The following is a 23353-nucleotide window of genomic DNA, read 5'->3' on the forward strand; positions in this document are numbered from 1 at the left end:
CCATCGGCTTCTTCGGCACCGGCCTCATCGCCCGCTACATCCACACCTTCCTCACCCAAACCGGCTGGGAATTCGACCAGATCGGCATCCACGACCTGTCCCCGGACAGCGCCGCCGGCTTCCGCCTCTACCTGGAGCAGTCGGGCGCCAAACAGTGGATCACCGTGCACGACAGTGCCGAGCAGCTGATCCGCACCAGCGACCTGGTCGTCTTCGCCACCGTCGCCGCCCGCCCGCACGTCAGCGAGGCCGCGTGGTTCGACCACCACCCGCTGGTGCTGCACGTCTCGCTGCGCGACCTCGCCCCCGAGATCCTGCTCTCCGCCACCAACATCGTCGACGACGTCGAACACTGCCTGAAGGCCGACACCTCCCCCCACCTCGCCGAACAGCTCACCGGGCGGCGGGACTTCCTGCTCGGCACGCTCGACGACGTGCTGACCGGGCGGGTGGCGGTTCCCCCCGACCGGACCGTGGTGTTCTCCCCCTTCGGCCTCGGGGTCCTCGACCTCGCGGTCGGCAAACACGTCTACGACGAGGTGGCCCGCTCCGGCGAACTGCACGTCGTCGACGACTTCTTCCACGAGCTACGCCGCCATGGCTGACCGGCCCAGAGCACTGCCGCTGATGAGGTGGACGTCATGACGGTCATTTCCGTTCCGATGGACTTCAACGCCGAGGACCTCTACGTCGACCTGCGGTCGATCGTGGGGCAGGCACTCTTCCTGAAATGCGAGGGCTTCAACTTCGCCGGGTCGATCAAGCTCAAGGCCGCGACCGAGATGGTGGCGGCCGCCGAGCGGAACGGCGTCCTCAAACCCGGCTGCATCCTGGTCGAGTCCTCCTCCGGGAACCTGGGCGTGGCGCTGAGCGTCATCGCCGCCAGCAAGGGCTACGGATTCCTGTGCGTGACCGACGCCCGCTGCAACCTCTCGGCGCGCCGGTTCATGGAGGCGATGGGCGGCCGGGTGCACATCGTCGCCGAGCCGGCGGCCGAAGGCGGTCTGCTCGGCGCGCGGATCGCCCACGTCGGGGCGTTGTGCGCGGCCGACGAACGCTACGTGTGGCTCAACCAGTACGCCAACGCCGACAACTGGCGGGCCCACTACCGCACCACGGCGCCGGCCATCGCCCGCCGCTTCCCGCAGCTCGACGTGCTGTTCGTCGGCGCCGGCACCACCGGGACGCTGATGGGCTGCGCCCGCTACTTCCGGGAGTGGCACCGCAGGGTGCGGGTGGTGGCCGTGGACAGCGTCGGCTCGGTGACCTTCGGGGGCGAGCCGGGCCGACGGATGATCCCGGGGCTGGGGACGAGCGTGCGTCCGGCGCTGCTGGACGAGTCCTACGTCGACGACCTGGTCCGCGTCGAGGAGGCGGACACCGTGCGGGCCTGCCACCGGCTGGCCCGGCGCGGTTTCCTGTTCGGCGGGTCCACCGGCACCGTCGTCAGCGGCGCCGTGGAGTGGCTGTCCCGGAACGACGGCCACGCGGTGACCGCGGTGGCGATCGCCCCGGACCTCGGGGAGCGGTACCTGGACACCATCTACCAGACCAACTGGCTCCAGGCCCTGTACGGCGAGGGGGTGCTGGCCACCGAGGAGCTGGCGGCGGACATGAGATCGGCCTGAGCGGTGCCGGCAGCGCGCCGGTTCCCGGTGTGGATCCACCCGGGCTCCACCCCTGAGTGGATCCACTCCACCCGGCTCGGGTGCGAAGCTGGCGACGCACGACCCCGCATCGGGGTACGGGGTCCGGGAACGACCGGGAGGTGCCGTGCTGCACCACGTCGTGCACACCGCGCTCGTCGTCACCCTCTGGGCCTGGGCGGCGGCCGAGGTGCTGCTCCAGGTGCGCCAGCGGTGGCGCAGTGAGCGCACGGAACGGACCGAGCGGCTCAGTCTGCTGGTCTTCCCGGTGCTGATCGGCGGCGGGATCGCCCTGGCGGCGCCGCTCCGGGCCGCGGTGCCGGCCCTGTCGTACTCCACGCAGTCGCCGGTGGTGCGGCTGGCGGTGCTGGTGGCGGCCTGGGCCGGGATCGGGATCCGGCTGTGGGCGATCGTCGCGCTGGGCCGTTTCTTCCGCGGCACGGTGCACATCCAGCACGGCCACCGGGTGGTGGCCTCGGGTCCGTACCGCTACGTCCGGCACCCGGCCTACAGCGGCATGCTGCTCGCCGCCGCGGCCCTGGGGCTGCTGCTCGACAACGCGGCGGCGTGGCTGGTGTGCACGGTGTGCTGTCTGCTCGCCGTGGGCTACCGGATCCGTGTGGAGGAGCGGATGCTGCTCGACGCGTTGGGCGAGGAGTACCGGTCATACGCGGCCCGGACGCGCAGGTTGGTGCCGGGCGTGTGGTGAGCCGCCGCCGTCATCCGTCGGCGTCCTCCAGGAACGCGGCGAGGTGGAAGAGGGCGGGCAGTGCGGCTCGGACGGCCGCGCGGTCGGGTTCGTCCAACGACGCCAGGGCCGCGTCCAGCCGGTTCTCGTGGGCGCGGGTCCAGGCCGCAAGCTGGTCGCCGCCGGCCGGGGTCAGCGTCACGGCGGAGGCGCGGCGGTCCGCGGGGTCGACGGCCCGGGCGACCAGGCCGGCGGTGATCATCTGCCCGATGAGGCCGCTGACGGTGCTGGCGGCCAGGCGTTGGCGGGCGGCCAGGTCGCCGATCCGCGCGGGCGAGTGCGCGGCGAGCACCTGGAGCAGTTCGACCTGGGCCATGGGCAGCGTCTCCCACGGGTAGTCGGTGCGGATCGATGCGCGCAGGGCGCGCCGCAGACGGGTGACGGCCTCGGTCAGCCGGTGGGCGTCCGAGGCGTCCGCCGACCGGTGCACGGGGCGGTGGGAGCGGGGCTGCGGCGGCATGCGGGCACTTTACCTGCGCTGTTCGCCACGGATCCCCGGGGGAATTTCGGTGTCCGATGTAATCTCGGGCCCGTCCTGCCCGGCAGTCCGCCGGGTCCGCCCGTGAGAACGGTCGACCGTATGAACCTGGCGTATCTGCCGAGCCCCTCGCAGGGGGTCTGGCACCTGGGCCCCGTGCCCATCCGCGCGTACGCGCTCTGCATCATCCTGGGCATATTCGTCGCGGTGTGGTTGTCCCAGCGCCGGTGGGCGGCGCGCGGACGGGATCCCCAGGAGATCGCCGACATCGCGATGTGGGCGGTGCCGTTCGGCCTGCTGGGCGGCCGGCTCTACCACGTGATCACCGACCCCGAGCTGTACTTCGCACCGGGGAAGCGCCCCATCGAGGCGCTGTACGTCTGGAACGGCGGCCTCGGCATCCCCGGTGCGGTGGCGCTCGGTGCGTTCGGTGCCTGGCTCGGGTGCCGTCGGCGCGGCATCAAACTGGCCGACTTCGCCGACGCGGTCGCCCCCGGTCTGGTTCTGGCGCAGGGCATCGGCCGCTGGGGCAACTACTTCAACCAGGAACTGTACGGCGGTCCCACGAACCTGCCGTGGAAGTTGCTGATCGACCCCGCCCATCGGCCCCCGGACAGCCCCACAGTCGCGTTCTACCACCCCACGTTCCTGTACGAATCGCTGTGGGACGTCGGCGTCATGGCATTGCTGCTCTGGCTCGACCGCCGGTACCGGCTGCCCCGCGGCCGGTTGTTCGCCACCTATGTCCTGGCGTACGCGGCGGGCCGGGTCTGGATCGAGGCGCTCCGCATCGACCACGCCAACCACTTCCTGGGGCTGCGCCTGAACGACTGGGTCTCGGCGGTCCTGATCGTCGGCTCGCTCACCTACCTCCTCGTCACCTGGCGCCGCTCCCCCGGAAAGGGCCCGGAACCGGACGACGCGGACCGTTCGGACGGTCTCAGCACCGGCACGAAGTAGGCCGCCCGGCGCCGTCCGCCCCCGCGGCGCGCCGGCGGCCTTCGTCGTCGGGGCGGGGCGCGGCGGGCGTCCGAATCAAGGCGTAGGTTCGCCCCAATCCCGGTGAGCAGAGCTGTGCAAGCCGAGATCCCCGTGCTGGCATGCGCTCGTCATTCCACTCCTGGTGTGCCCGCGTCGCGGGTCCAGGACGACCGGAAGGAAGAGCCCATGCTCAGCACGCTCAGTGCTGGTGCCGCAGCGGCAGCCTTGCTCCTCGGATCGGCATCCCCCACCACGCCAGCGCGGTTCGGCGACGAACCGCCGACCGGACAGATCACCATCACCGTGGCCACGGTCAACGGATCGGGGTGCAGACCCGGCAGCGCCGCCGTGGCCGTCGCGCCCGACAACACCGCCTTCACCGTCACCTACAGCGAGTACCTCGCCCAGGTCGGCGGCGCCAGCAAGCCCACCGACGCCCGCAAGAACTGCCAGATCGCGCTCAGCGTGCACGTCCCGCAGGGCTTCACGTACGCCGTCGCGCGGGCCGACTACCGCGGTTACGCCTCGCTGGCCCCGGGCGCCAAGGGCCTGGAACAGGCGAACTACTACTTCCAGGGACAACCGGAGACGGCCCGCAGGAGCCATCCCTTCACCGGCCCCTACGACAACAACTGGCAGACCTCGGACGAGACCGACGTCGACCAGCTGGTGTACGCGCCCTGCGGCGAGGAGCGCTACTTCAACATCAACACCGAACTGCGGCTGGACGGTTCGGCGGCGGATCCCAAGTCCACCAGCTACATGGCCATGGACTCCACGGACGGCAGCATCAACACCCTGTACCACTTCGCCTGGAAGCAGTGCCCCGCGAGGAGGTAGGCGGCGTCGAGCACGGCCGGGGCCCGCGCGTCGGTGCGTGCGGGCCCCGTTGGCGTCCCGGACCGCCGGGCGGCCCCGGTGGGCCGGAAGGGTCAGACCGGCGGTTCGGAGTCGTCGGGGTGGAGTGCGCACAGCCATGCGGCGCTCTCGGCGGCGCCGGGCGGGGCGGCGTCGCCGGGCTCGTCGGCGGGCACGGGGAAGAGGCGGCCCCAGGCCCGGACCCGGCCGAGCGTGCCGAGCCGCCAGGCCGGGCGCATCGCACGGCGCAGTTCGGCCGCCGCGAGGCCGCCGCCCGTCCACGGCTCCAGATAGGCGTCCCGGAGGCGCGGCAGGACGTCCGGGCCGTAGCGTTCGCGGGCGGCCAGGGCCGGGACCAGGAAGCTGCAGAACGGGTGGGAGAGCGCGGCGTCGCCCCAGTCGAAGAAGGTGAACCGGCCCGGCTGCGGCGCGAAGAGCTGGCCGTCGTGCAGGTCGGCGTGGTCGAGGGTGTCCGCGATGCCCAGGTCGGCGAGGTCCGCACACCACCCGGCCAGGCGGGGCCGCAGGGCACGCAGCCGGGCCCGGTCGTCCGGCGGGAGTACGGGGTTCTCCGCCACCAGCCGGTCGAAGAGGTCCGGCAGTCCCGCGGTGGGCGCGCCGGGCACGCCGAGGCGTGCGAGGTCCGGGACGTGCGGCAGGAGCGTGCGCTGGAGGGCGGCGTACTGGGCGAGCGGCTGCTCCCAGGCACGCGGGTCGGCGGGCGCGCGGTCGAGCACGTCCCGGAACAGTTCCCCGCCGTCCGGCAGCAGCAGCCAGGCACGGGCGGCGTCGGCGGCGAGCGGAGCCAGCACGTGGCCGGGCGCCCAGCGGGCCAGGGCCGCGGTCAGCCCCGCTTCGAAGGCGCTGCCCGGCGGGTTGGCCTTGAACCAGACGGCGCCGCGGCCCGCGACGGGCAGCCGCACCAGGACCGACCAGGGCCGCAGCCGTACGCGTCCCGGTCCGGTCACCCGCAGGCCGTGTGCGGCCAGCTCGTCGCGGGCCCAGCCCAGGGCGGCGTCCCGCCAGTCCGGGTCTTCCCAGGGCGTGACCGCCGTCGGGTACCGGCCCCGGTCCACCACCCTCGACGCGTCGTCTCGCATCTGCTCATCCCAGCATGCGGCCCCGCCGGTCACCAGCGGTTTTCGGGGCCGCCGCGCGGGTCACGCCGGCGCCGCGGGTGCGGGCGCCGCGGGTGCGGGCGCCGCCGTGGCGGCCAGTCGGCGTTCGGCGAGTGCGCTCAGGAGCGCCGCCTGTTGGTGGAGCACCCGGTCGTCGAAGACGGCCAGCGGCGAGTGGTTCATCGGGGCGTGCTGCCAGTCGCTCCCCTCGGGTGCCGCGCCCACCAGCAGCATCGCGCCGGGGACACGGTGCAGGACGTGCGCGAAGTCCTCGGAGCCGTTGGTGGGTTGGGGGGATTCCCAGACCTGCTGCGGCGGGAACAGTTCGCGCGCGGCGGTCAGGGCGAAGGCGGTCTCGTCCGGGTCGTTGACGGTGACCGGGTAGTGCCGTGCGTAGTCCGCCTCCGCTTCGAGGCCGTGCGCGGCGGCGATCGAGCGCACCAGCCGGGGCAGTCCCTCGGCGAGGCGTTCCCCGGCCGCCTCGGAATAGCTGCGCACGGTGGCCCGGAACTCGGCGGTCTCGGGGATGACGTTGGCCTGGGTACCGGCGTGGAAGGTGCCGACGGTGACGACGACCGGGTCGAAGATGTCGAAGGTGCGGGTCACCCAGCTCTGCAACGCGGTGACCATCTCGCAGGCGACCGGGACGGGGTCCTTGGCCAGGGCCGGCGTCGAGCCGTGGCCGCCCCGGCCGCGCACCGTGACCGTCAGCAGGTCGGAGGCGGAGGTGATGGTGCCGGAGCGGGTGATGACCACGCCGCCGGGCACCTGGTTGGCCGCGACGTGCAGCGCGTAGGCCGCGTCGAGCGGTTTGCCCGCCGCGTCCAGGACGCCCTCCTCGATCATCGCGCCGGCGCCGTTGTGGCCCTCCTCCCCGGGTTGGAACATGAACACCACGTCGCCGTACAGGTGTTCCCGGCGTTCGGCCAACAGCCGGGCCGCGCCGACCAGTCCGGCGGTGTGCAGGTCGTGCCCGCAGGCGTGCATCCGGCCGGGGACCTCGGAGGCGTAGGCCACTCCGCTCTGCTCGGCGACCGGCAGGGCGTCCATGTCGCCCCGGAGCAGCACCGCGCCGCCTGGTCGGCCGCCCCGCAGGACGGCGGTCACCGATGTGAGTCCCGTGCCGAGGGTGATCTCCAGCGGCAGGCCGTCGAGGGCGGCGAGCACCTTCTCCTGCGTGCGCGGCAGGGCCAGGCCCAACTCCGGTTCCCGGTGCAGTGACCGGCGCAGCCGCGCCAGTTCGGGTTGCAGTTCCTTGGCGCGTTCCAGTGCCGACATGCCGAATCCCACTCCTGTTGGTCGGGGGTTGCCTGGTACGGTCCGCCCGTACCCGGGTCCAGGCTGAAGGTTGAGCCGACCAGCGGCCCGGATCCGCCGGAAAAACGCGAGGAGACGGTTGTGGTGCAGGATTCCGGGCCGTCGCCCCGGTCCCTGGATCATGTGGACCAGGCCCTGGTGCACGCCCTGCAGATCGCGCCGCGGGCCAGTTGGACCCGGATCGGTGCGGTCCTGGGACTGGACGCGGTGACGGTGGCCCGGCGCTGGCACCGGCTGGCCGAGGCCGGCGCCGCCTGGATCGGTGCGCATCCCGCGCCGGTGCTGGCCGCGTCGGGCCAGGGGTGCCTGGCCTTCGTCGAGATCGACTGCGCGCCGGGGCTGTTGCACGACGTCGCCCGGGCGCTGACGGCCGCACCGCACGTCGCGGCGCTCTCCCACGTCACGGGGGACCACGACCTGCAACTGAACGTCATGGCCCGCGATCCGGCCGCGCTGTCCCGCTGGGTGCGGCAGGACCTCGCCGCGCTGGACGGCGTGCTGGCGGTCCGCACGCACCTGGCCGGCCCGGTCCACACCGAGGGCAGTCGGTGGCGGCTGCGGGCCCTGGACCGGCGTCAGGTCGCCCAGCTCGCCGCGGCCGCTCCGCGCCGGCGGCCGGACACCCCCGCGTTCCCCCTCGACGAACTGGACCTACGGCTGGTCACCGCGCTGTCGGTGGACGGTCGGGCCACCTATCGGGCGCTGGCCGACCAGTGCGGCGTCGGCCCCGACACCGTGCGGCGTCGCGTCGGCCGGCTCTTCGCCGCGGACATGCTGCACGCGCGGTGCGAGGTCGCGCGCCCGCTGTCGGAGTGGCCGGTCACGGTGAGCCTGTGGGGCCACGTGCCGGCGGCCCGGTTGCGGGAGGTGACCCGGCGGGTCACCGGGATGCGCGAGGTGCGCCTGTGCGCCAGCGTCATCAGCCGCCACAACCTGCACCTGGTCGCCTGGGTCCGTTCCCTGGACGACGCCCAGGGCTTCGAGGTGCGCCTCGCCGAACGGGCCCCGGACCTGGCGGTCGCCGAACGCGCGGTCGCCCTGTGGCCCATGAAGCACGGCGGCCACCTCCTGGACGAGGAGGGCTATCGGGTGGGGGCGACGCCGCTCGCGCTCTGGCCCGGGTCCGACGCCCGGGCACGCCCGTAGAAGGGGGTCAGACCCGGATCACCTTGGGGCCCAGCAGTTGGTAGCGGTGGGCTTCGGCGGCCGGGAGGCCGGTGCCGGTGACGATGGTGTCCAGGTCGCCCACGTCGCCGAACCGGCAGAAGCTCGCGGGGCCGAACTTGGTGTGCACGCCGGCGAAGACCCGGCGGCGGGCGGCCCGGATCGCCTGCGCCTTGACCTGGCCGACCGCGGGGTCGGGCGTGGTCAGGCCGTGGGTCCGCGAGATGCCGTTGGCGCCGAGGTAGGCCAGGTCGACGACGAAGTCGGAGAGCATGCGCACGGCCCAGTGGTCGACGGTGGCCATCGCGCCCTGCCGGACCCGGCCGCCCAGGAGCAGCACGTCGGTCTGCGCGCTCGTCGCCACGGCGCTGACCACCGCGAGCGATGCGGTGACGATCGTCAACGGCCGGTCCCGCGGCAGGGCTTCGGCGATGAGCTGCGGGGTGAAGCCCTCGTCGATGAAGACGGTTTCGGCGCCGCTGAGGAGTCCGGCCGCCGCGGCGGCGATCCGGGACTTCTCCGGGGCCCGGTGCGTCGACCGGAAGGCGAGGGTGGTTTCGAGGCCCGCCCCCGCCACGGGGTACACGCCGCCGTGCCGGCGCCGGACCAACCCGTGGTCCTCCAGGACGTTCAAGTCCCGGCGGACCGTCTCCCGGCTGACGGCGAACTCCTCGGCGAGCCGGACGACGTCGACCGACCCGGTGCTCCGGACGAGTTCCAGCATGCCCCTGCGGCGGTCCTCAGCGTCCACGGTGTTCCTCCTGCGCTACCGGTCCGGCTCCGTGCCGTCCGGCCGAGTGGGGGTGATTCAAACAAGCCTGGGCCATGGCGACCAGGCCCCTGCGCCCGGGGCGGTGGTGCGACGGCCCCGGGCGGGCGCCGGGGTGCGGTGCCGTCCGGGCCGCCCGTGGTGAAAACGGTCACCAGGTACACAGCCCGCGCAGGGGCGTCGGGGACACCTCCGGGGTTCCGTTTGACCACGTCACTACGCACGCATGGACGACGCGTCCGTGTACGGTCTTCCGCCCGTAACAAAGCTCGTGACGGCGAAGGGGAAAACGTGTGAACCGTGGTGTACGAGGTGCGGAAGAATGCGCCTCGACCCGAACTCGCGGCAGCCGAAGAGGGGTTACCGGGAGTATTCCGCCGGCCGTTCCGGTCGCGGTGCGACGGCGGCCGGATCGCATCGCCGGAGCGCCCCGCGCGGGCCACGAAAACGGTCAGCAGAAACGATGCGACGGGCGGCCGAGCGGAACCGGTCGCGGCGTGGCCGAGAGTGGGCGCAGAAATATTGCGGGCGCGTAACACGGGAATGGATAAAGGCGAACAGGGCAACGAAGCGCCCGTGCCGCCGGGCGCCGCCTCGCGGGAGGCGGACGCCGGGCGGCACGGGCGGGGTGGGACTGGCGGGCGCACGGCGGCCGGGAGTGCGGACGGCGGCCGGTCGGCGTCACTTGATGAAGTCGTCCACGACCTTCGGGGGCCAGGCGCCGACGTTGAGGATGCCCATGGAGTAGGCGCGGGAGACCAGCGCGGCGCGGTTGGGCACCCGCAGCTTCCGCAGCAACCCGGTGACGTGGTACTCCACGCCCTGGCGGCTGAGGTAGAGGCGCGAGGCGAGCGGGATGGTGGACAGCCCGGCCGCGATGCCTTCGAGGATGCGCGCGTCGATCTCGGTCAGGAACTTCTTCTGCGGGGTCATGACGTCGGCCTCCGCGGTGCCGGCGCCGCCGGACGAGTCCATGAGCACCAGGATCGCGGCGACGTCCGGGGTTTCACCGGTGACCGCCGAGGCCGTGAGGGTGCCGGCGAAGGCCGAGTCCCGGGCGCCCACGGCGACCACGTGCGAGGCGAAGCGGTGGCGCTTGCCCTCGATGAGCCGGGAGAACTGGCGCATCAGCGGCTGCTGCACGCTCGGGTGCATCAGATCGCGGAAGCTGCGCCCGCAGACGTCACCGGCGGAGTCGCCGAAACTGCGGCGGAACTCCTGGTTGGCGTGCTTGATGGTGAGGTCGCGGTCGAGGGAGGCCATCAGCCCGGGTCTCCCGGGCCCGCCCGCCGCAGTGGTCTGCGCGGATATCACCCCGCCGGTCGTACGGTCATGCGAGTCAGTGAGGTGAGTGATAGTCACGAGACCGCCATCCTTTCGGATAACCCCCGTCAATTTTAAGAACCCACAGAAACGGAATCAGGAATTCGATCAGAGTTCGACGCGATTCGCGCCGCCGAGTTTCGATTTCCTTGAAACGGAGCGTAGTTAGCCGCCGCTCGACGCGTCAACGCACGACATCTACCCACCTCTAAATCCGTGGTCCGTACTTGCCGAGGTTCGGTCCGCAAGGGCGGAGCTGCGGTGATCAAAGGCGACACATCGGACACGGCGGTCACGGGGAACGTGACTACCCCCGCTTCCGCTTGAGGTTTCCTTGAGGTTCCTGTCATGACCGTACGGGCGTGCGCAGGGCGGCCAGAGGCGCCCCGGGCGGGCGGGGGCGCGCGAGGCGCGGTGCGGGGCGCACGACGGCGACCGGCGCGGCCGGCCGCGGGGTCACCGGTCCGGGAGCGCGTTCACCAACTCGCGGCGGCCGGAGACGCCGAGCTTCCGGTAGACGCTGGTGAGGTGCTTCTCCACGGCCCGGGAACTCACGCCGAGTTCGGCGGCGATGTTCTGGTTGGTCAGGCCCCGGCCCACGAGGGACACCACGCGCCGTTCGCTGGGGGTGAGGGTGGCGACCGGCGGCACGGTGGCGGTGCCGAGGCCCTGCCCGGCCCGTTCGGCGAGCCAGGGCACGCCACAGGCCGCGGCGATCCCGGCGGCCTCCCGCAGTACGGTCTCCGCCTCCGGCCCACCGTGCAGTCGACGGCCCAGCACGATGAGCGTGCGGGCCAGTTCCACCGCGTGGGCCGAGGCACGCAGGATGTCGACGGCCTCGCGCAGCAGGTCCAGCCCGTCGTCCCGCAGCAGCCAGCCCTTCAGGCGCAGGGCGCGGCCCAGGTTCGTCGGTGCGCCCCAGTCCCGGGCCCACGCCAGTTCGTCCTCGGCGAGCCGGAGCGCCGCCGCGGTCTCGCCGAGCCGCTGGTGCAGGCCGATCGCGTACGGGCGCCACGGCAGCAGCGCGGAGTTGCGCCAGCCCGCCGTTTCCAGCCGCCGCCCGCAGGCCAACAGCGCGTCCAGGGCCTCCCGGGAGCGGCCGCGCTGGGTGTCGATGCCGGCCTGGAGGATCTGCCCGGTGGCGGTGCGGGCGAGCCCGGCCGGGCGTCGGTCGCGGGTGCGGGCCAGCAGGCGTTCGCTCAGGGTCTGGTCCCGCAGTTCGTAGACGACCGACGCGAGCGTCAGCACGGCCGGTTCCAGCCATCCGTCGGGGCCCATGGTCAGCGCGCTCTCGACGTGTTCCCTGGCCGCGGCCGGGCGGCCCTGCGCCATGAGGACGAAGGCCCGTTCGGCGGCCAGCAGCACGTCGTCCGCGCCGGTCGCGTACAGGCGGCGGGTGCGCTGTTCGCTGGCCAGCCAGGAGGCGACGCCGTGCACCGACTCGGCGACGAACAGCGAGATCAGCACGAGCGGCAGGGTGCTGTGGGCGTGGGCGGCGACGGCCGGTTCGCGTTCGAGGATGCGGTTGCCGGTCCGGGCGATCTCCCGGGCGCTGAGCCGGCCGCTCAGGGCACCCGCGCACAGCAGCACGGAGACCAGTTCGCGTTCGGCGACGGTGTCCACCGCGGGGCGCGGTCCCATCCGTCGCAGCCGTTCGACCGAGGACGTCAGCTCGACGGGGTTCTCGTGGCCGGAGTGCCGCAGCCACGCCTCCAGGCGCAGCCCGAGTTCGCCGGGCTCCTCCTCGTCCGGTCGGGCGGGGTCGTCGAGCGTGCGGACCGCCTGCCGCACCAGTTCCACGGCGGACGGGCTGGGCACGGCGAGCAGACTGGGCGGGACGCGCAGTACGGCGGCGGCCCGGTCGCGCGGGGCGGGCAGCAGGGCGACGGCCTGGCTGACGTGGCGCACACAGGCGTCGGGGTCGATGGCGCGTTCGGCGGTGGCCAGGTCGATCAGGAGCCGGGCCCGGCTGTCGTCCTGGGTGCGGTGGTGCAGCAGGGCGCGGCGCAGGTACCGGGCGGCGTCGCCGGGCCGCCCGGCGCGCGACGCGTTGCAGGCCGCGGCCCGCAGGACGTTCTCCGACCAGGGCCGGCCCGGGTGGACGACGGCCAGCAGGTGCCCGGCGACCTGTTCGGCGGGCCGCCCGCAGCGGTACAGCAGGTCCGCGGCGGCGTCGTGGGCGCGTTCGCGTTCGCCGAGGGTGAGGAGGGAGTCCGCGGCGTCCCGGACCACCCCGTGGACGAAGCGGACGTCCCGCCCGCGGGCGAGCAGGCCGGCGTCGACGAGGGCGCGCCGGATCCCGGCGAAGCCCACGTCGTCGACGCCGGCGAGCTGGGCCAGCAGCGCCGGGTCGCTGTGGTCGCCCAGGGCGGCGACGGCGACGGCGACGTCACGCACCGACTGGGGCTGGATCCGCAGATGCCCCGCGATCCGGTCGCGCAGCACGGCGGGGCTCAACTCCCCCACGGCGAGGGAGGGTTCGGTGTGGTTCGGCGGGCCGGTCCGGTCCAAGGCGCGCCGGAAGGCGGTGACGAACAGCGGGTTGCCGCCGGACGCGTCGTGCAGGGCCCGCACCAGCGCCTCCGGCGGCGGCTGTCCGTGCGCTTCGGTGAGCAGGGTGCGGACGGCGTCCCGGGACAGTGGCGCCGGGCGGAGGACGTCGCGGGCGGCACCGACGACCTCGCGCACCAGGGGATGGCGGGCCCGGTGGTCGCCGTCGGCGAGCGTGCACACCAGGAGCGCGCGCAGCCCGTGCAACCGCCGGGTGAGGTGCGCCACCCAGCGCAGCGACGGGCCGTCGGCCCACTGGAGGTCGTCGATCAGGATCAGCAACCGCCGGTGCGCGCCGGCGTCGGCCAGCAACGACTGGGCGCCGTGCAGGACGGCGTCGGAGACTTCGCGCTCGGGGCCCGGTCCGCTGCGGCGGTCGTCGGCGTCCATCAGGTCGCCGAACTGCTCGGCGCCGGTGGCGCGCCGGGCGGGTCCGGCGCCGCCGGCACCGTTCAGCAGGTGGTCGAAGAGCTGGCGGGCGATGCCGAACGGGAAGTCGCGCTCCCGCCAGGCGGCGCAGGCCCGCAGCACCCGGGCGTCGTCGCCGGCGAGCTCCGGGACTCGGCGCAGCAGGGTCGAACGTCCGCTGCCGAGCGGGCCGGTGACGAGGAGGAGCGAGGAGTCGCCCGCTGCCGCGGCGTCGAGGGCGGTCCGGATCCGGGCCAGTTCGTTCTCCCGCTCAACAAGCATCCGCGATCGGCCCTTCCACCGCTTCCAGGAGCCGGTACAGCTCCTTGCGGCCGCCGATCTGCAGCTTGCGGTAGGCGTTGCTCAGCCGGAGCTCCACGGTGCGCCGGCTGACGGCGAGTTGTTCGGCGATCTGCCGGTTGCCGTGGCCGCGGGCGGCGAGCAGCACGGTGCGCCGCTCCGCCTCGGTCAGGGCGCGCCAGCCGGGTGGGACGAGGGTGGTGCGCGGCACGGCGCCGACCTGATGGGGTGTGGCGGGGACGGACAGGGTGCGGGCGGTCGTGGCGAGGCGGCTGGTGGGGAGGGCGGCGACCGTCCGGGAGACCTCTTCCACACAGCGTGCCGCCGCGGCCGCGTCCCCCAGGGCGGCCTCGGCACCGGCCTGGTACAGCCGGCCCCACAGGTAGGCGAGGCGGGCCGGCGAGTTCCGCAGCAGTTCGGTGGCCTCGCGGGAGCGGCGGGCGGCCTGGTCCCGGTCGTCGGCGAAGAGGGCGCGGGTCCACAGGCGGGCGGCCCCGCGGGCGCTCGCGGTGCCCCACCGGTCGGCGAGGGCCAGTTCCTCGTCGCGCAGGCGTCGCGCCTCCGCCGCGTCGCCGGTCTCCACGGACGCCTCCGCGGCCAACGGGCGCCAGCTCAGCAGGGCCGGGTTGACCCACTGCCGGCGCAACAGCCGACGGCCCGACTCCAGGGACAACCGCAGCGCTTCCGCCCAATCGCCGTCGGCCGCGGCCAGCCGGGCGCGGGCGAACAGCAACGAGGGCCACCACACGCCCTCTTCGCCGCCGGCGGGCACCGGGGCGGTGGCGAGTTGCCTGGCCCGGTCCGGGCGGCCGGCCTCCACGCTGAGGAGGATGCGGGTGGCGATCAGGTTGGGCAGGGCCCGCGGGTGCCAACTCGTCGGTGGCAGCGCGCGTTCGGCGCCGTCCAGGTCCCGTTCGGCGGCGTCCAGCCGCGCCGCGCACAGGTGCAGGCGGGCCCGCAGGTTGAGGACGCGGGCGGCCAGACTGCGCAGGTGGGCGCGGCGGGCGGTGACGAGCATCTCGTCGAGGCCGTGCACCGCCTCGTCGTGGTCGTCGGTGGCGAACAGCGCGGCGCAGGCGGCCAGTCGCGGCATCATCAGGCTCTCGCCCGGGTCGCCGGTCAGGGCGATCCGGGCCAGTTTCCTGGCCTTGTCCGCGTCCTCGCCCTCGGTGGCGAGTTGCCAGGCGCGGGCGCCGGCCTGGGCCGGTGGTGCCGGGCGGTCGGGCAGCGGGGGCACCACGGGGATCATCGGCGCGTCGTCGTCCCGGATCGCGGCCAGCCAGAAGAGTGCGACGAGCTCTTCCCGGTCGGCCGGTCCGGCGTCCGGGAGGGCCTCGCCCGCCGTGCTGCGCGCCCATTCGCTGTTCCCCCGGGCCAAGCCCAGATCGATGGCGCGCACACCCAACCCGGCTCCGGTCGAGGGGACTTCGCCGGTGGGCGGTGCGTTGCGGACCAGTTCCCTCAGGCGCCGGTCGCCGGCGTCGGGCCGGGCGACCGCTTCGGCTGCGGCCAGCTCCAGGGTCAGCCGGCTGCGTTCGTCGGGGTCGAGGGGTTCTTGCAGGGCCCGGGAGAGACAGGCGCAGGCACGCTGGTGGTCCTCCCTGCGCAGGGCCGCGACGAAAGCGCGGCGCAGCAGCGGCACGACCCAGGGGGCGCCGAGGGGTGGCGAGCGCAGCAGGAGGTGGGCGACGTCCTCGTCGTTGACGCCGGCGCCGTGGGCGAGCGCGGCCGCGCGGCCGTAGAGGTCGGCGCGCTCCGCCGCCGGCATGTCCTCGACGACGCGGGCCTTGGAGGCGGGGAAGCGGATGTGGACCTTGTCGCCGACGGACACCGTCAGGCCGACGTTCGACAGCAGGCTGCGGATCCGGTCCTGCGACAGGGAGCGGGCGCCGGCGAGGGCGTGCACCCGGGTGAAGTCGAGCAGGTCGCCGCAGACGGCCAGGGCCCGCAGCACGGAGTTCACCTCGGACGGCAGACCGTCCAGGGCGCGCACCGTGTGGTCGCCGACGACGCCCGCGGTGAGGGCGTGGAGTTGGGGGAGGTGGGCGGCGTCGGGCTGGTGGCCGAGTGCGGTGAACTGGCGCAGCACGTCCCGCAGGACGGCCGGGTTGCCGGCGGTGGCGGAGGTGAGCGCGGCGACGAACTCCTCGTCGCCGGGGGTGCCGCAGTAGGCGCGGACGGTGGCGGCGACCCCGCGGTCGGTGAGCGGGGGCACGACGACGTGCCGGGCCGGCACGTCGTCCCGGTGTGCCGGGCCGGCGGCGTCGTCCGCGGCGTCGAAGGCCCCGGTGCCTCCGCAGCTGCTGGCGAGGGCGGCGAGCGGCAGGTGGGGGCCGAAGTGGCGCAGCAGGGTCCGCAGCCAGGTGTGGGAGGCCGGGTCCAGCCATTGGACGTCCTCGACCACGAGGAGCGTGGGTGCGGTGCCGGCGCACCGCAGCACGTCCGCGATCCCGGGCAGTGGCGGCGGGCCGTCGTGGCCGATCAGGGCGTCCAGGGTGCGGCCGTCGTTGCCGTCGAGGGGGGCCAGCAGTTGGAGGACGGCGCCGTGTCTGAGGTCGCGTTCGGTGGGTGTCGCCTGGGCCCGCAGCACGCGCAGTCCGTGGTGTCTGGCACGACAGGCACCCCAGCGGACCAGCGCGTTCTGGGCGTGGCCCGGCCGGCCGGTCAAGGTGAGGATCGATCCGGCTCCCTGGCCGAGTCGGTGCAGGACGTCACCGATGAGGCGCTGTTCCCGGCCGCATTCCAGGAGCATGGCGGGGTCGCCGTGGGCGTCGGGTGCACACTGCGGCGTGCAGGTGGTCGGATGGTTCCGCGCCTTGCTCGGGTGCACCGCTACCTCTCGTCCTGTTCGTGTCAGTCGCGTCCGCGTGCCTGGGAGACCCACGCCGGTGGCTTGCGGCCGGAGGGGTTCCTGGTTGCCAGGACGGTGGACAGTTCGGTGCGTCCGCCGACCCCGAGCTTCCGGTAGACGCTGGTGAGGTGCGTCTCGATGGTCCGCACGGTCACGAAGAGGCTCTCCGCGATGGCCCGGTTGCTGGCGCCGGTCACCGCGAGGTCCGCGACGGTGCGTTCCATCCCGGTCAGCATGTCGAGCGGCGAGGTGGTCATCCGGCGCACCCGACCGCCCGCGGCGACCAGCAGTTTCCTGGCGCTGTCGCCGAGCGTCAGGGCGCCGCAGCGCTGGGCCAGGCCGGCGGCGGCGCGCAGGTGTTCGCGGGCGGCGCGCGGGTCGTCGGCCTTGAGGTGGGCGTGCCCCAGGAAGAGTTCGGCGCGGGCCTCGGTGGCGCGGGCCGGCGAGTCGCCGAGGAGGGCGACGGCCTCGGTGAGGTGCCCGATGCCGGTGCTGCCGGGGGCGGCCACGCCCCGGGCCATCCGGGCCAGTCCGAGACTGCTGTTCGTACCCCACCGCTCGGCCAACTCGCTTCCGTACGCGGCGAGTTCGCGTGCCTTCCCGGGGCGTCCCAGCAGCGTCAGGAGCACCGCGCCCTCCGCCCACCACGGCAGGAACGCCGGGTTGCTGATGCGGGATTCCTCCAGGGACCGGCCGCAGGCGAGGAAGAGGTCGAGGGCGCCTTGGAGGTCGCCGCGGGCCCAGCGGGCGAAGGCGCGGGCCGCCAGGTACCAGTGGTACTCGATGGCGAACCGTTCCAGACGGCCGCGTTTGATGCCGTCCAGGACCTGCTCGGCGCGTTCGGGTTCCCCGCGGTCGACGAGGGCGGTGGCCAGCGCCACGCGGGGCAGCACGGCGGTGTCGCCCCAGCGCTCCTCGCCGATGATCTCCATCGCGGTCTGGGCGTCGGCCAGCGCGTCCGGAAAGGCGCCCACCCCGTGGTGGATCAGGGCGCGCGTGGAGAGCCCCAGCACGTACGTCCACACGGCCGCGTTGGCCTGCCCGTACTGGAGCATGAGGTCGAGCGCGTACTGGGCGTCCGCGATCTCGTCGGCGAGGGTCAGCGCGAAGGAGGCGGACAGCAGCGACCAGGGCTCCAGTTCGACGCCCGGCACCCGGAGCGCGCGGCGGGCCTGGTCGACGGTCGCGCGGGCGTCGCGGCCGTCCATCGCGGTGAGCACGGTGGTCATCGCCAACATCTGGCGCTGGGCCGGGGTGTCGCCGGGCGGGACGGTGAGCCGGGCCGCCCGGTCGCGGACCGCGCCGATGGTGGCCTTCTCGTCGGCGCCGACGATGAGCAGGACGGATTCCACGAGGGTGCGCAACTCGCGGTCGGCGGGGCCGGGTTCGGGTCCGACGGCGGCGGACAGCTCGGCGAGCACCTCCTCCAGCACCCGCACGCCGGACGGGGATTCCTGCACGGCGAGGCAGGTGAAGCCGTATTGGACGGCGACCTGGGCGCGGGTGCGGACGTCACCGGCGAGGGACAGGGCTTCCTGGAGGAGGCGGATCGCCTCGGGCGGGTTGCTCTCGGCGAGCGCGCGGGCCATCCGGATGCGTACGGCGACGTCGTCCGGCGTCATCTCCAGGACCCGGTACAGGCACCGCACGCCGGCTTCCGGGGCGCCGCGCCCCTCCGCCTGCGCGGCGGCGTCCCGCAGCACCCCGGCCATCCACGGTTGGTCGAGCACCGGCAGCAGCATGAGTTGGCCGGCCAGTTCCTCGGAGGGCCGGCCGGCGTCGCTGAGCAACAGTGCGGCGTTGGTGCGGAGTTCGGCGAGGTCGGCGGGGGCGATGTCGTCCAGGACGGCGGCGCGCACCACGTCGTGCACGAAGTCGATGCGGTCGCCGGCGACGATGCCGGCCCGGCGCAGCACGTGCAGGGCCTCCTCGACGGTGCCGGCCGGGACGCCGGCGAGCGCCGCCACCAGCTCGGTGCACTCCTCGCCGAGCACCGCGCTCGCGCGGGCGACGTCCCGCACCCACGGCGGCCGGCGTTCCAGCAGGCTGCGCACCGAGCGGGCCAGGACGTGACTGCCGACCTCGGCGGCCCGGCGCTCCCCGTCGGCGTCCGGCGACACTCCTTCGGCACGGAGTTCGTCGAGGAGGCGGGCGAGCGTGAGCGGGTTGCCGCCGGACACGGCGGCAACCCGGGCGACGAAGGTCGGTGCGGCCGTGGTCCGGAAGACCCGGCGCACCATCTCGCCGACGTGGTCGCGGTCGAGCGGGCGCAGGCGCAGCACGGTCGGGCACCGTTGGGAGGCGAGGTCGGCGAGCACCGCGGGCGCCAGCGGTTCGGCCTCGCTGCGCCGGGCCAGGACCACCAGCAGCGGTAGTTCCTCGGCGCGCCGCAGCAGGAAGTCGATCCAGGTCAGGGACCGTTCGTCGCACCAGTGGACGTCGTCGAGGACGAGCACGAGCGGCTGCTCGGCCATGAGGCGGGCGGCGAGCCAGTACAGGCCGTGCAGCACCGGGTAGGCGGCGGTGGCGGCGTCGTGGCCCACGGGGTCGGCGGTGAGCGCGGGCAGTGCGCGGGCGGCCAGTCCGTCGAGCAGGGGCGAGCGGTGGGCGTCGCCGCGGCCCAGGCCGAGCCCGCCCAGGAGTTCGCGCACACCGCTGTAGCCGGCGCCGGCGTCGGTCTCGCGGCAGGTGCCGTGGAGGACGGTCATGCCCCGGCAGGCCGCGCCGGTGGTGAAGGCGCGCAGCAGGCTGGTCTTGCCCATGCCGGCCGGCCCATGGAGCATCACCAGGCCCGCCTGTCCGGCGCGGGCGGCTTCGGCGTGCCGGGCGAGGGTGCGCAGTTCGTCGTCCCGCCCCACCAGCGTGGTCAGTAACCCGGAAGAACCGGACTGGTTCCGCATCACGCGTTCCTCCAGGTGGGGGGTGACAACTGAAGCCGATCGCGCCGCAGTGCTCCGGAACCGTGGCCGGTCGGCTGAGCGCACGCCCGGACGGCCAGGGTTGACAGGTGCGGAGGGGATGGCGACACCCTCCGTACATGCCCCATCACAAGATCATATAGCGCAGCGTGAGGTGAACGGGCGGCACCTGTAAGACATTTGACGTTCTCCGAACGGTCCTCCTACGGACACGCGCCGGACCTCGCGCGCCCCGCGGCAGGCAGCCGCACCGACGCCTCGCGCACCGGTCGCGGAGGAGTGCGCCACCGGCGGGCGGCGCGCGCCGCGCCCGGATCCGGAGGTCCCCCGGTCGGCGGCCCGGGGCATGCCACGGCCCCGCCGCCGACCGCTCGGACGACGGGTTGGCCCCTAGGAGGTGAAGTGCTGGCGCAGCAGGTCGATGACGGCCGGGGCCTCGGAGCTGAGGAAGAAGTGCCCGCCGGGGAAGACCTTCAGGTCGAATTTCCCGGTGGTGTGGCCGCGCCACGCCTCGGCCTCGTCCATGGAGGTCTTGGGGTCGCGGTCGCCGGTGAGGACGGTCAGCGGGGCCCGGACGGTGGTGTCGGGCGGGCAGCTGTAGGTCTCGATGGCCTGGTAGTCGGTGCGGATCGCGGGCAGGACCATCCGCAGGATCTCCTCGTCGCCGAGCACCGCGGTGTCGGTGCCGGCGAGCAGCTTGAGCTCCTGGACGATGCCGTCGTCGCTGCGCCGGTGCACGGACTCGTCACGCACCCGGGAGGGGGCTCGGCGCCCGGAGGCGAAGAGATGGGACAGCTCACCACCGTCGGCCTCGAAGCGTCGGGCCACCTCGAAGGCGAGGGCCGCGCCCATGCTGTGCCCGAAGAAGGTGCTCGGCCGCTCCTTCAAGCGGGGGCGCACCGCGTCGTAGACCTGGTCGGCCAGGACGGAGAGGTTGCCGACGCCGGGCTCCTTGTGCCGGTCCTGGCGACCCGGGTACTGGATCGCGATCACCTCGGCGACGGAGGAGAGTTGGGCGGAGACCGGGAAGTAGAAGGAGGCCGAGCCACCCGCGTGGGGGAAGCAGAAGAGCCTGGTCCGGGCGGCCGGTGCCGGGTGGAAGCACCGGGACCACAGGCTCTCCTCGGTGGACGTGGTCATGGGGGGACCTCCTAGGGACGAACCGAGTGTCACGCGTCGTCGGGCAGCATCAGCTGGACGTCTCGGCCGGGGACGAGCCGTGACGTCCGTGCACGCCGCCACCGCCGGACGAACACATGGTCACACCGTAACTCCATGACTCGCGCAGGGGTTTCCGAGTCACGGAATTCATTGCACATGATCGGACTGTGGGTAATTCCCTAGTTCTTCACGTGTCGCGAGAAGAGGCCGGTAAGGCCCTCCCGGTGGCCGGAATCGAGCGTCCGTCCACCGGGAGCCGTGGTGTTCACCGCGATGAGGGGCTCAGTTGAGCCCGAGTTCATCGTCGAGCAGCGCGAACATCGCATCGTCCGAAGCGTCGTCGAGATCGATGTCCGCCCCGTCGCCCGCGGACGCGTCCGCCTGCCGCAGCTGGGCCCACTTGGCCTTCAGCACCTCCAGCCGACCGGCCACCAACTGGTGCTCTCCCGAGTCGTCGAGGGCCAGTCCGGCGATGACCGTCTCCAGGTGGTCCAGCGCCGCGAGCACGGAGCCGGTGCCCGTCGCCTCGTCCGCGCAGAGTTGGCCGCGCAGGTGCCGGACGACGTCGACCGGCGTCGGGTGGTCGAACAGCAGGGTGGCCGGCAGCCGCAGTCCGGTGGCCGCGTTGAGCCGGTTCCGGAACTCCACCGCGGTCAGCGAGTCGAAGCCGAGTTCCTGGAACTGCCGGCCCGTTCCGATCACCGCCCCGTCGGCGTGCCCGAGCACCATCGCCGCCTGGCCGCGCACCAGCGTCAGCAGGACCTCGTCCTGCTCCGCCCCGCCGAGCCCGGCCAGCTGCCGGGCGAGCCCGTCGGCGGACGGCGCCGCACCGGTCGCCGCGGCCCGTCGGGCGGGCGTGCGGACCACACCGCGCAACAACGCCGGGACGTCGCCGCGCCCACGCAGCGCGGCCAGGTCCAGTTGCACCGGCACCGCCACGGCCCGGTCCCCGGCCGTCGCCGCGTCGTAGAGGGCGAGGCCCTGTTCGACCGTGAGCGGCGGCATTCCGGAACGGGCGAGACGCTCGGCCTCGGCATCCGACAACGTGCCCGTCATCCCACCGGACCGCTCCCACGGCCCCCACGCCAACGACACACCCGGCAGACCCGCGGCCCGCCGCTGCACCATCAACGCGTCCAGGAACGCGTTCGCCGCCGCATAGTTACCCTGACCAGGACTGCCGAACGTACCCGCCACCGACGAGAACACCACGAACGCGCCCAAGTCCAACCCACGCGTCGCCTCATGCAAATGCCACGCCGCATCCACCTTCGGTCGCAGGACCACGCCGAGCCGATCCGCGGACAGCGAACCGATCACGCCGTCGTCCAACACCCCGGCCGCATGTACCACCGCCGACAACGGACGCTCCCGCGACGCGTCGGCGACGAGCGCCGCCACCGCCGCGCCCTCACCCACGTCACACGCCCGGACCACCACTTCGGCACCGAGCGCTTCGAGAGCGGCGACCAGTTCGCCGACGCCCGGGGCGGCCGGCCCGCGCCGGCTGACCAGCAGGAGGTTGCGTACACCGTGTTCGTCGACGAGGTGGCGGGCGATCTGCGCGCCGAGCCCGCCGGTGCCACCGGTGATCAGCACCGTGCCGTGCCCGAGTGCCTGCCCGGTCGTGCTGCTCCCGGTGTCCGCACTGGGCTCTGGGGCAGTGGTCCGGGCCAGCCGGGCCGCCAGCACCGTTCCGGCGCGCAGGGCCACCTGCGGTTCGTCGGCCGTCGCGCGCAGGGCTGCGGCGAGTCCGGAGGAGGTTGTGGAGTCGGTGGAGGCGGCGGCGGTGGGTGTGCTGGACGGGGTGCGGTGCGCGTCGGTGTTCTGGTCGGTGGGCGGGTCGACGTCGAGCAGACCGAAGCAGCCCGGGTTCTCCGACTGCGCGGACCGCACCAGGCCCCAGACAGCCGAGGCCGCCAGGTCGGTGCTGCCCTTGTCGTCCACCGCCACCGCGCCGCGCGTCACGAACACCAGCCGAGAAGCCGCGAACCGGTCGTCGGCGAGCCACTGCTGGAGTTGCTCCAGCACCTGAAGGGTGCGCTCGCGCACGACACCGGGCACCTCAGACGGTCCCGCGCCAGCCTCACGCCCCGCCGTCGATGCTCCCGAGACCGGAACGAGGACGAGGTCCGGCACCGGCTTCGCGGAGGCAGCGAGCGCCGTGAGCCCGGCGGGTTCGCGGACCACGTCCCAGGAACCCGCCAGGGCATCGGCGAGGTCCTCCGCGAAGTCGAGCGGGTCGGTTCCCAGGACGGCCATGGAGGTGGGCGCGCCGGACGCAGTGGGGTGGGCGGCCGGGATGGCCGTCCAGTCCACGTGGAAGAGCGAGTCCTGGAACGTGCTGCCGTCGGCCGTCTTCAGTTCGTCGTTGCTGAGGGTGCGGGTGTGGAGGGCGTCGACGGCGATGACCGGGGCCCCTGCCGGGTCCACCGCGGTCACCGACACCGCCCCCTCCCCCACAGGCGCCAACCTCACCCGCAACACGGACGCACCCGCAGCGAACAGCGACACGCCCTCCCACGAGAACGGGACGGCCGGGCCCGCACCACGAGCAGCACCGTCACCCTCCCCATCCGACTGGAGCGCGGCGAGCAGAACCGCGTGCAAGGACGCGTCCAACAGTGCGGGGTGAACGCCGAACCGTGCCGCGTCGTCGTCGGCGTCGTCCGGTAGCGCGACCTCGGCGAACAACTCCTCACCACGACGCCACACCGCACGCAACCCACGGAACACCGGACCATAACCAAACCCAGCCCCCGC

General features: G+C 73.7%; 15 protein-coding genes and 1 pseudogene. 6 read left to right on the top strand and 10 right to left on the bottom strand.

Annotated features, from left to right (window positions below; all coding sequences use genetic code 11):
• The 3 genes and pseudogenes from ACJ6WD_RS40150 to ACJ6WD_RS40160 form a co-directional block, all read left to right on the top strand.
• Positions 1 to 605, top strand: a pseudogene (locus ACJ6WD_RS40150) (2,3-diaminopropionate biosynthesis protein SbnB); the annotation flags it as partial.
• 36 nt (positions 606 to 641) lie between these two features.
• Positions 642 to 1628, top strand: a complete 987-nt coding sequence (gene sbnA / locus ACJ6WD_RS40155; protein ID WP_233661962.1) for a 2,3-diaminopropionate biosynthesis protein SbnA — start codon at positions 642 to 644, stop codon at positions 1626 to 1628.
• 145 nt (positions 1629 to 1773) lie between these two features.
• Positions 1774 to 2355, top strand: a complete 582-nt coding sequence (locus tag ACJ6WD_RS40160) for an isoprenylcysteine carboxylmethyltransferase family protein (protein ID WP_233661963.1) — start codon at positions 1774 to 1776, stop codon at positions 2353 to 2355.
• 10 nt (positions 2356 to 2365) lie between these two features.
• Here ACJ6WD_RS40160 and ACJ6WD_RS40165 read toward each other — a convergent pair whose 3' ends face one another.
• Positions 2366 to 2854 (bottom strand): MarR family transcriptional regulator, encoded by a 489-nt coding sequence (locus ACJ6WD_RS40165; protein WP_331249590.1) that lies wholly within the window; start codon positions 2852 to 2854, stop codon positions 2366 to 2368.
• A gap of 120 nt (positions 2855 to 2974) precedes the next feature.
• Between ACJ6WD_RS40165 and lgt the strand changes: the two genes are divergently transcribed.
• On the top strand, positions 2975 to 3832 hold the full coding sequence (gene lgt / locus ACJ6WD_RS40170) for a prolipoprotein diacylglyceryl transferase (protein WP_233661965.1): 858 nt from the start codon (positions 2975 to 2977) through the stop codon (positions 3830 to 3832).
• 207 nt (positions 3833 to 4039) lie between these two features.
• The gene (locus ACJ6WD_RS40175; protein WP_233661966.1) at positions 4040 to 4693 is read left to right on the top strand and encodes a DUF4360 domain-containing protein; all 654 of its coding nucleotides are present in this window, start codon (positions 4040 to 4042) and stop codon (positions 4691 to 4693) included.
• A gap of 92 nt (positions 4694 to 4785) precedes the next feature.
• On the opposite strand, the gene ACJ6WD_RS40180 is transcribed toward ACJ6WD_RS40175, so the two are convergent.
• Together ACJ6WD_RS40180 and ACJ6WD_RS40185 are read right to left on the bottom strand one after the other, a co-directional pair.
• On the bottom strand, positions 4786 to 5811 hold the full coding sequence (locus tag ACJ6WD_RS40180) for an aminoglycoside phosphotransferase family protein (protein WP_376559074.1): 1026 nt from the start codon (positions 5809 to 5811) through the stop codon (positions 4786 to 4788).
• Positions 5812 to 5871: 60 nt separating this feature from the next.
• On the bottom strand, positions 5872 to 7107 hold the full coding sequence (locus ACJ6WD_RS40185; protein WP_407617710.1) for a M20 family metallopeptidase: 1236 nt from the start codon (positions 7105 to 7107) through the stop codon (positions 5872 to 5874).
• Between the two features lie 120 nt (positions 7108 to 7227).
• On the opposite strand from ACJ6WD_RS40185, the gene ACJ6WD_RS40190 reads away from it, so the two are divergent.
• On the top strand, positions 7228 to 8292 hold the full coding sequence (locus ACJ6WD_RS40190; protein WP_331249593.1) for an Lrp/AsnC family transcriptional regulator: 1065 nt from the start codon (positions 7228 to 7230) through the stop codon (positions 8290 to 8292).
• A 7-nt stretch (positions 8293 to 8299) separates the two neighbouring features.
• On the opposite strand, the gene ACJ6WD_RS40195 is transcribed toward ACJ6WD_RS40190, so the two are convergent.
• The 7 genes from ACJ6WD_RS40195 to ACJ6WD_RS40225 form a co-directional block, all read right to left on the bottom strand.
• Positions 8300 to 9061, bottom strand: coding sequence for a DeoR/GlpR family DNA-binding transcription regulator (locus tag ACJ6WD_RS40195; protein ID WP_016572035.1), 762 nt, complete (start codon positions 9059 to 9061; stop codon positions 8300 to 8302).
• Positions 9062 to 9760: 699 nt separating this feature from the next.
• A complete protein-coding gene (locus tag ACJ6WD_RS40200; protein ID WP_233661970.1) occupies positions 9761 to 10342 on the bottom strand; it encodes a PAS domain-containing protein in 582 nt (193 codons plus the stop codon).
• Positions 10343 to 10858: 516 nt separating this feature from the next.
• Complete coding sequence (locus tag ACJ6WD_RS40205; protein WP_331249594.1) at positions 10859 to 13642, bottom strand: AAA family ATPase; 2784 nt, start codon at positions 13640 to 13642, stop codon at positions 10859 to 10861.
• Positions 13632 to 16490 (bottom strand): LuxR C-terminal-related transcriptional regulator, encoded by a 2859-nt coding sequence (locus ACJ6WD_RS40210; protein ID WP_407617711.1) that lies wholly within the window; start codon positions 16488 to 16490, stop codon positions 13632 to 13634. Before ACJ6WD_RS40210 ends, ACJ6WD_RS40205 begins: the two co-directional genes overlap by 11 nt.
• A gap of 23 nt (positions 16491 to 16513) precedes the next feature.
• Positions 16514 to 19411 carry a LuxR family transcriptional regulator gene (locus ACJ6WD_RS40215; protein ID WP_233661973.1) on the bottom strand — a complete coding sequence of 966 codons (2898 nt, stop codon included), beginning with the start codon at positions 19409 to 19411 and terminating at the stop codon, positions 16514 to 16516.
• Positions 19412 to 19819: 408 nt separating this feature from the next.
• Complete coding sequence (locus ACJ6WD_RS40220; RefSeq protein ID WP_038524772.1) at positions 19820 to 20569, bottom strand: thioesterase II family protein; 750 nt, start codon at positions 20567 to 20569, stop codon at positions 19820 to 19822.
• Positions 20570 to 20872: 303 nt separating this feature from the next.
• The coding region (locus ACJ6WD_RS40225; RefSeq protein WP_407617712.1) for a type I polyketide synthase at positions 20873 to 23353 on the bottom strand (2481 nt) is incomplete at its 5' end.

It is taken from the genome of Streptomyces sp. VTCC 41912 (assembly GCF_045799175.1).
Classification (GTDB): Bacteria; Actinomycetota; Actinomycetes; order Streptomycetales; family Streptomycetaceae; genus Streptomyces; species Streptomyces albulus_C.

What these genes read in the sequence shown, in the direction of transcription:
- sbnA (WP_233661962.1), top strand. Translation starts at nt 642, where the DNA reads ATGACGGTCATTTCCGTTCCGATGGACTTCAACGCCGAGGACCTCTAC.
- ACJ6WD_RS40165 (WP_331249590.1), bottom strand. Translation starts at nt 2,854, where the DNA reads ATGCCGCCGCAGCCCCGCTCCCACCGCCCCGTGCACCGGTCGGCGGAC.
- lgt (WP_233661965.1), top strand. Translation starts at nt 2,975, where the DNA reads ATGAACCTGGCGTATCTGCCGAGCCCCTCGCAGGGGGTCTGGCACCTG.
- ACJ6WD_RS40175 (WP_233661966.1), top strand. Translation starts at nt 4,040, where the DNA reads ATGCTCAGCACGCTCAGTGCTGGTGCCGCAGCGGCAGCCTTGCTCCTC.
- ACJ6WD_RS40180 (WP_376559074.1), bottom strand. Translation starts at nt 5,811, where the DNA reads ATGCGAGACGACGCGTCGAGGGTGGTGGACCGGGGCCGGTACCCGACG.
- ACJ6WD_RS40185 (WP_407617710.1), bottom strand. Translation starts at nt 7,107, where the DNA reads ATGTCGGCACTGGAACGCGCCAAGGAACTGCAACCCGAACTGGCGCGG.
- ACJ6WD_RS40200 (WP_233661970.1), bottom strand. Translation starts at nt 10,342, where the DNA reads ATGGCCTCCCTCGACCGCGACCTCACCATCAAGCACGCCAACCAGGAG.
- ACJ6WD_RS40205 (WP_331249594.1), bottom strand. Translation starts at nt 13,642, where the DNA reads ATGCTTGTTGAGCGGGAGAACGAACTGGCCCGGATCCGGACCGCCCTC.
- ACJ6WD_RS40215 (WP_233661973.1), bottom strand. Translation starts at nt 19,411, where the DNA reads ATGCGGAACCAGTCCGGTTCTTCCGGGTTACTGACCACGCTGGTGGGG.
- ACJ6WD_RS40220 (WP_038524772.1), bottom strand. Translation starts at nt 20,569, where the DNA reads ATGACCACGTCCACCGAGGAGAGCCTGTGGTCCCGGTGCTTCCACCCG.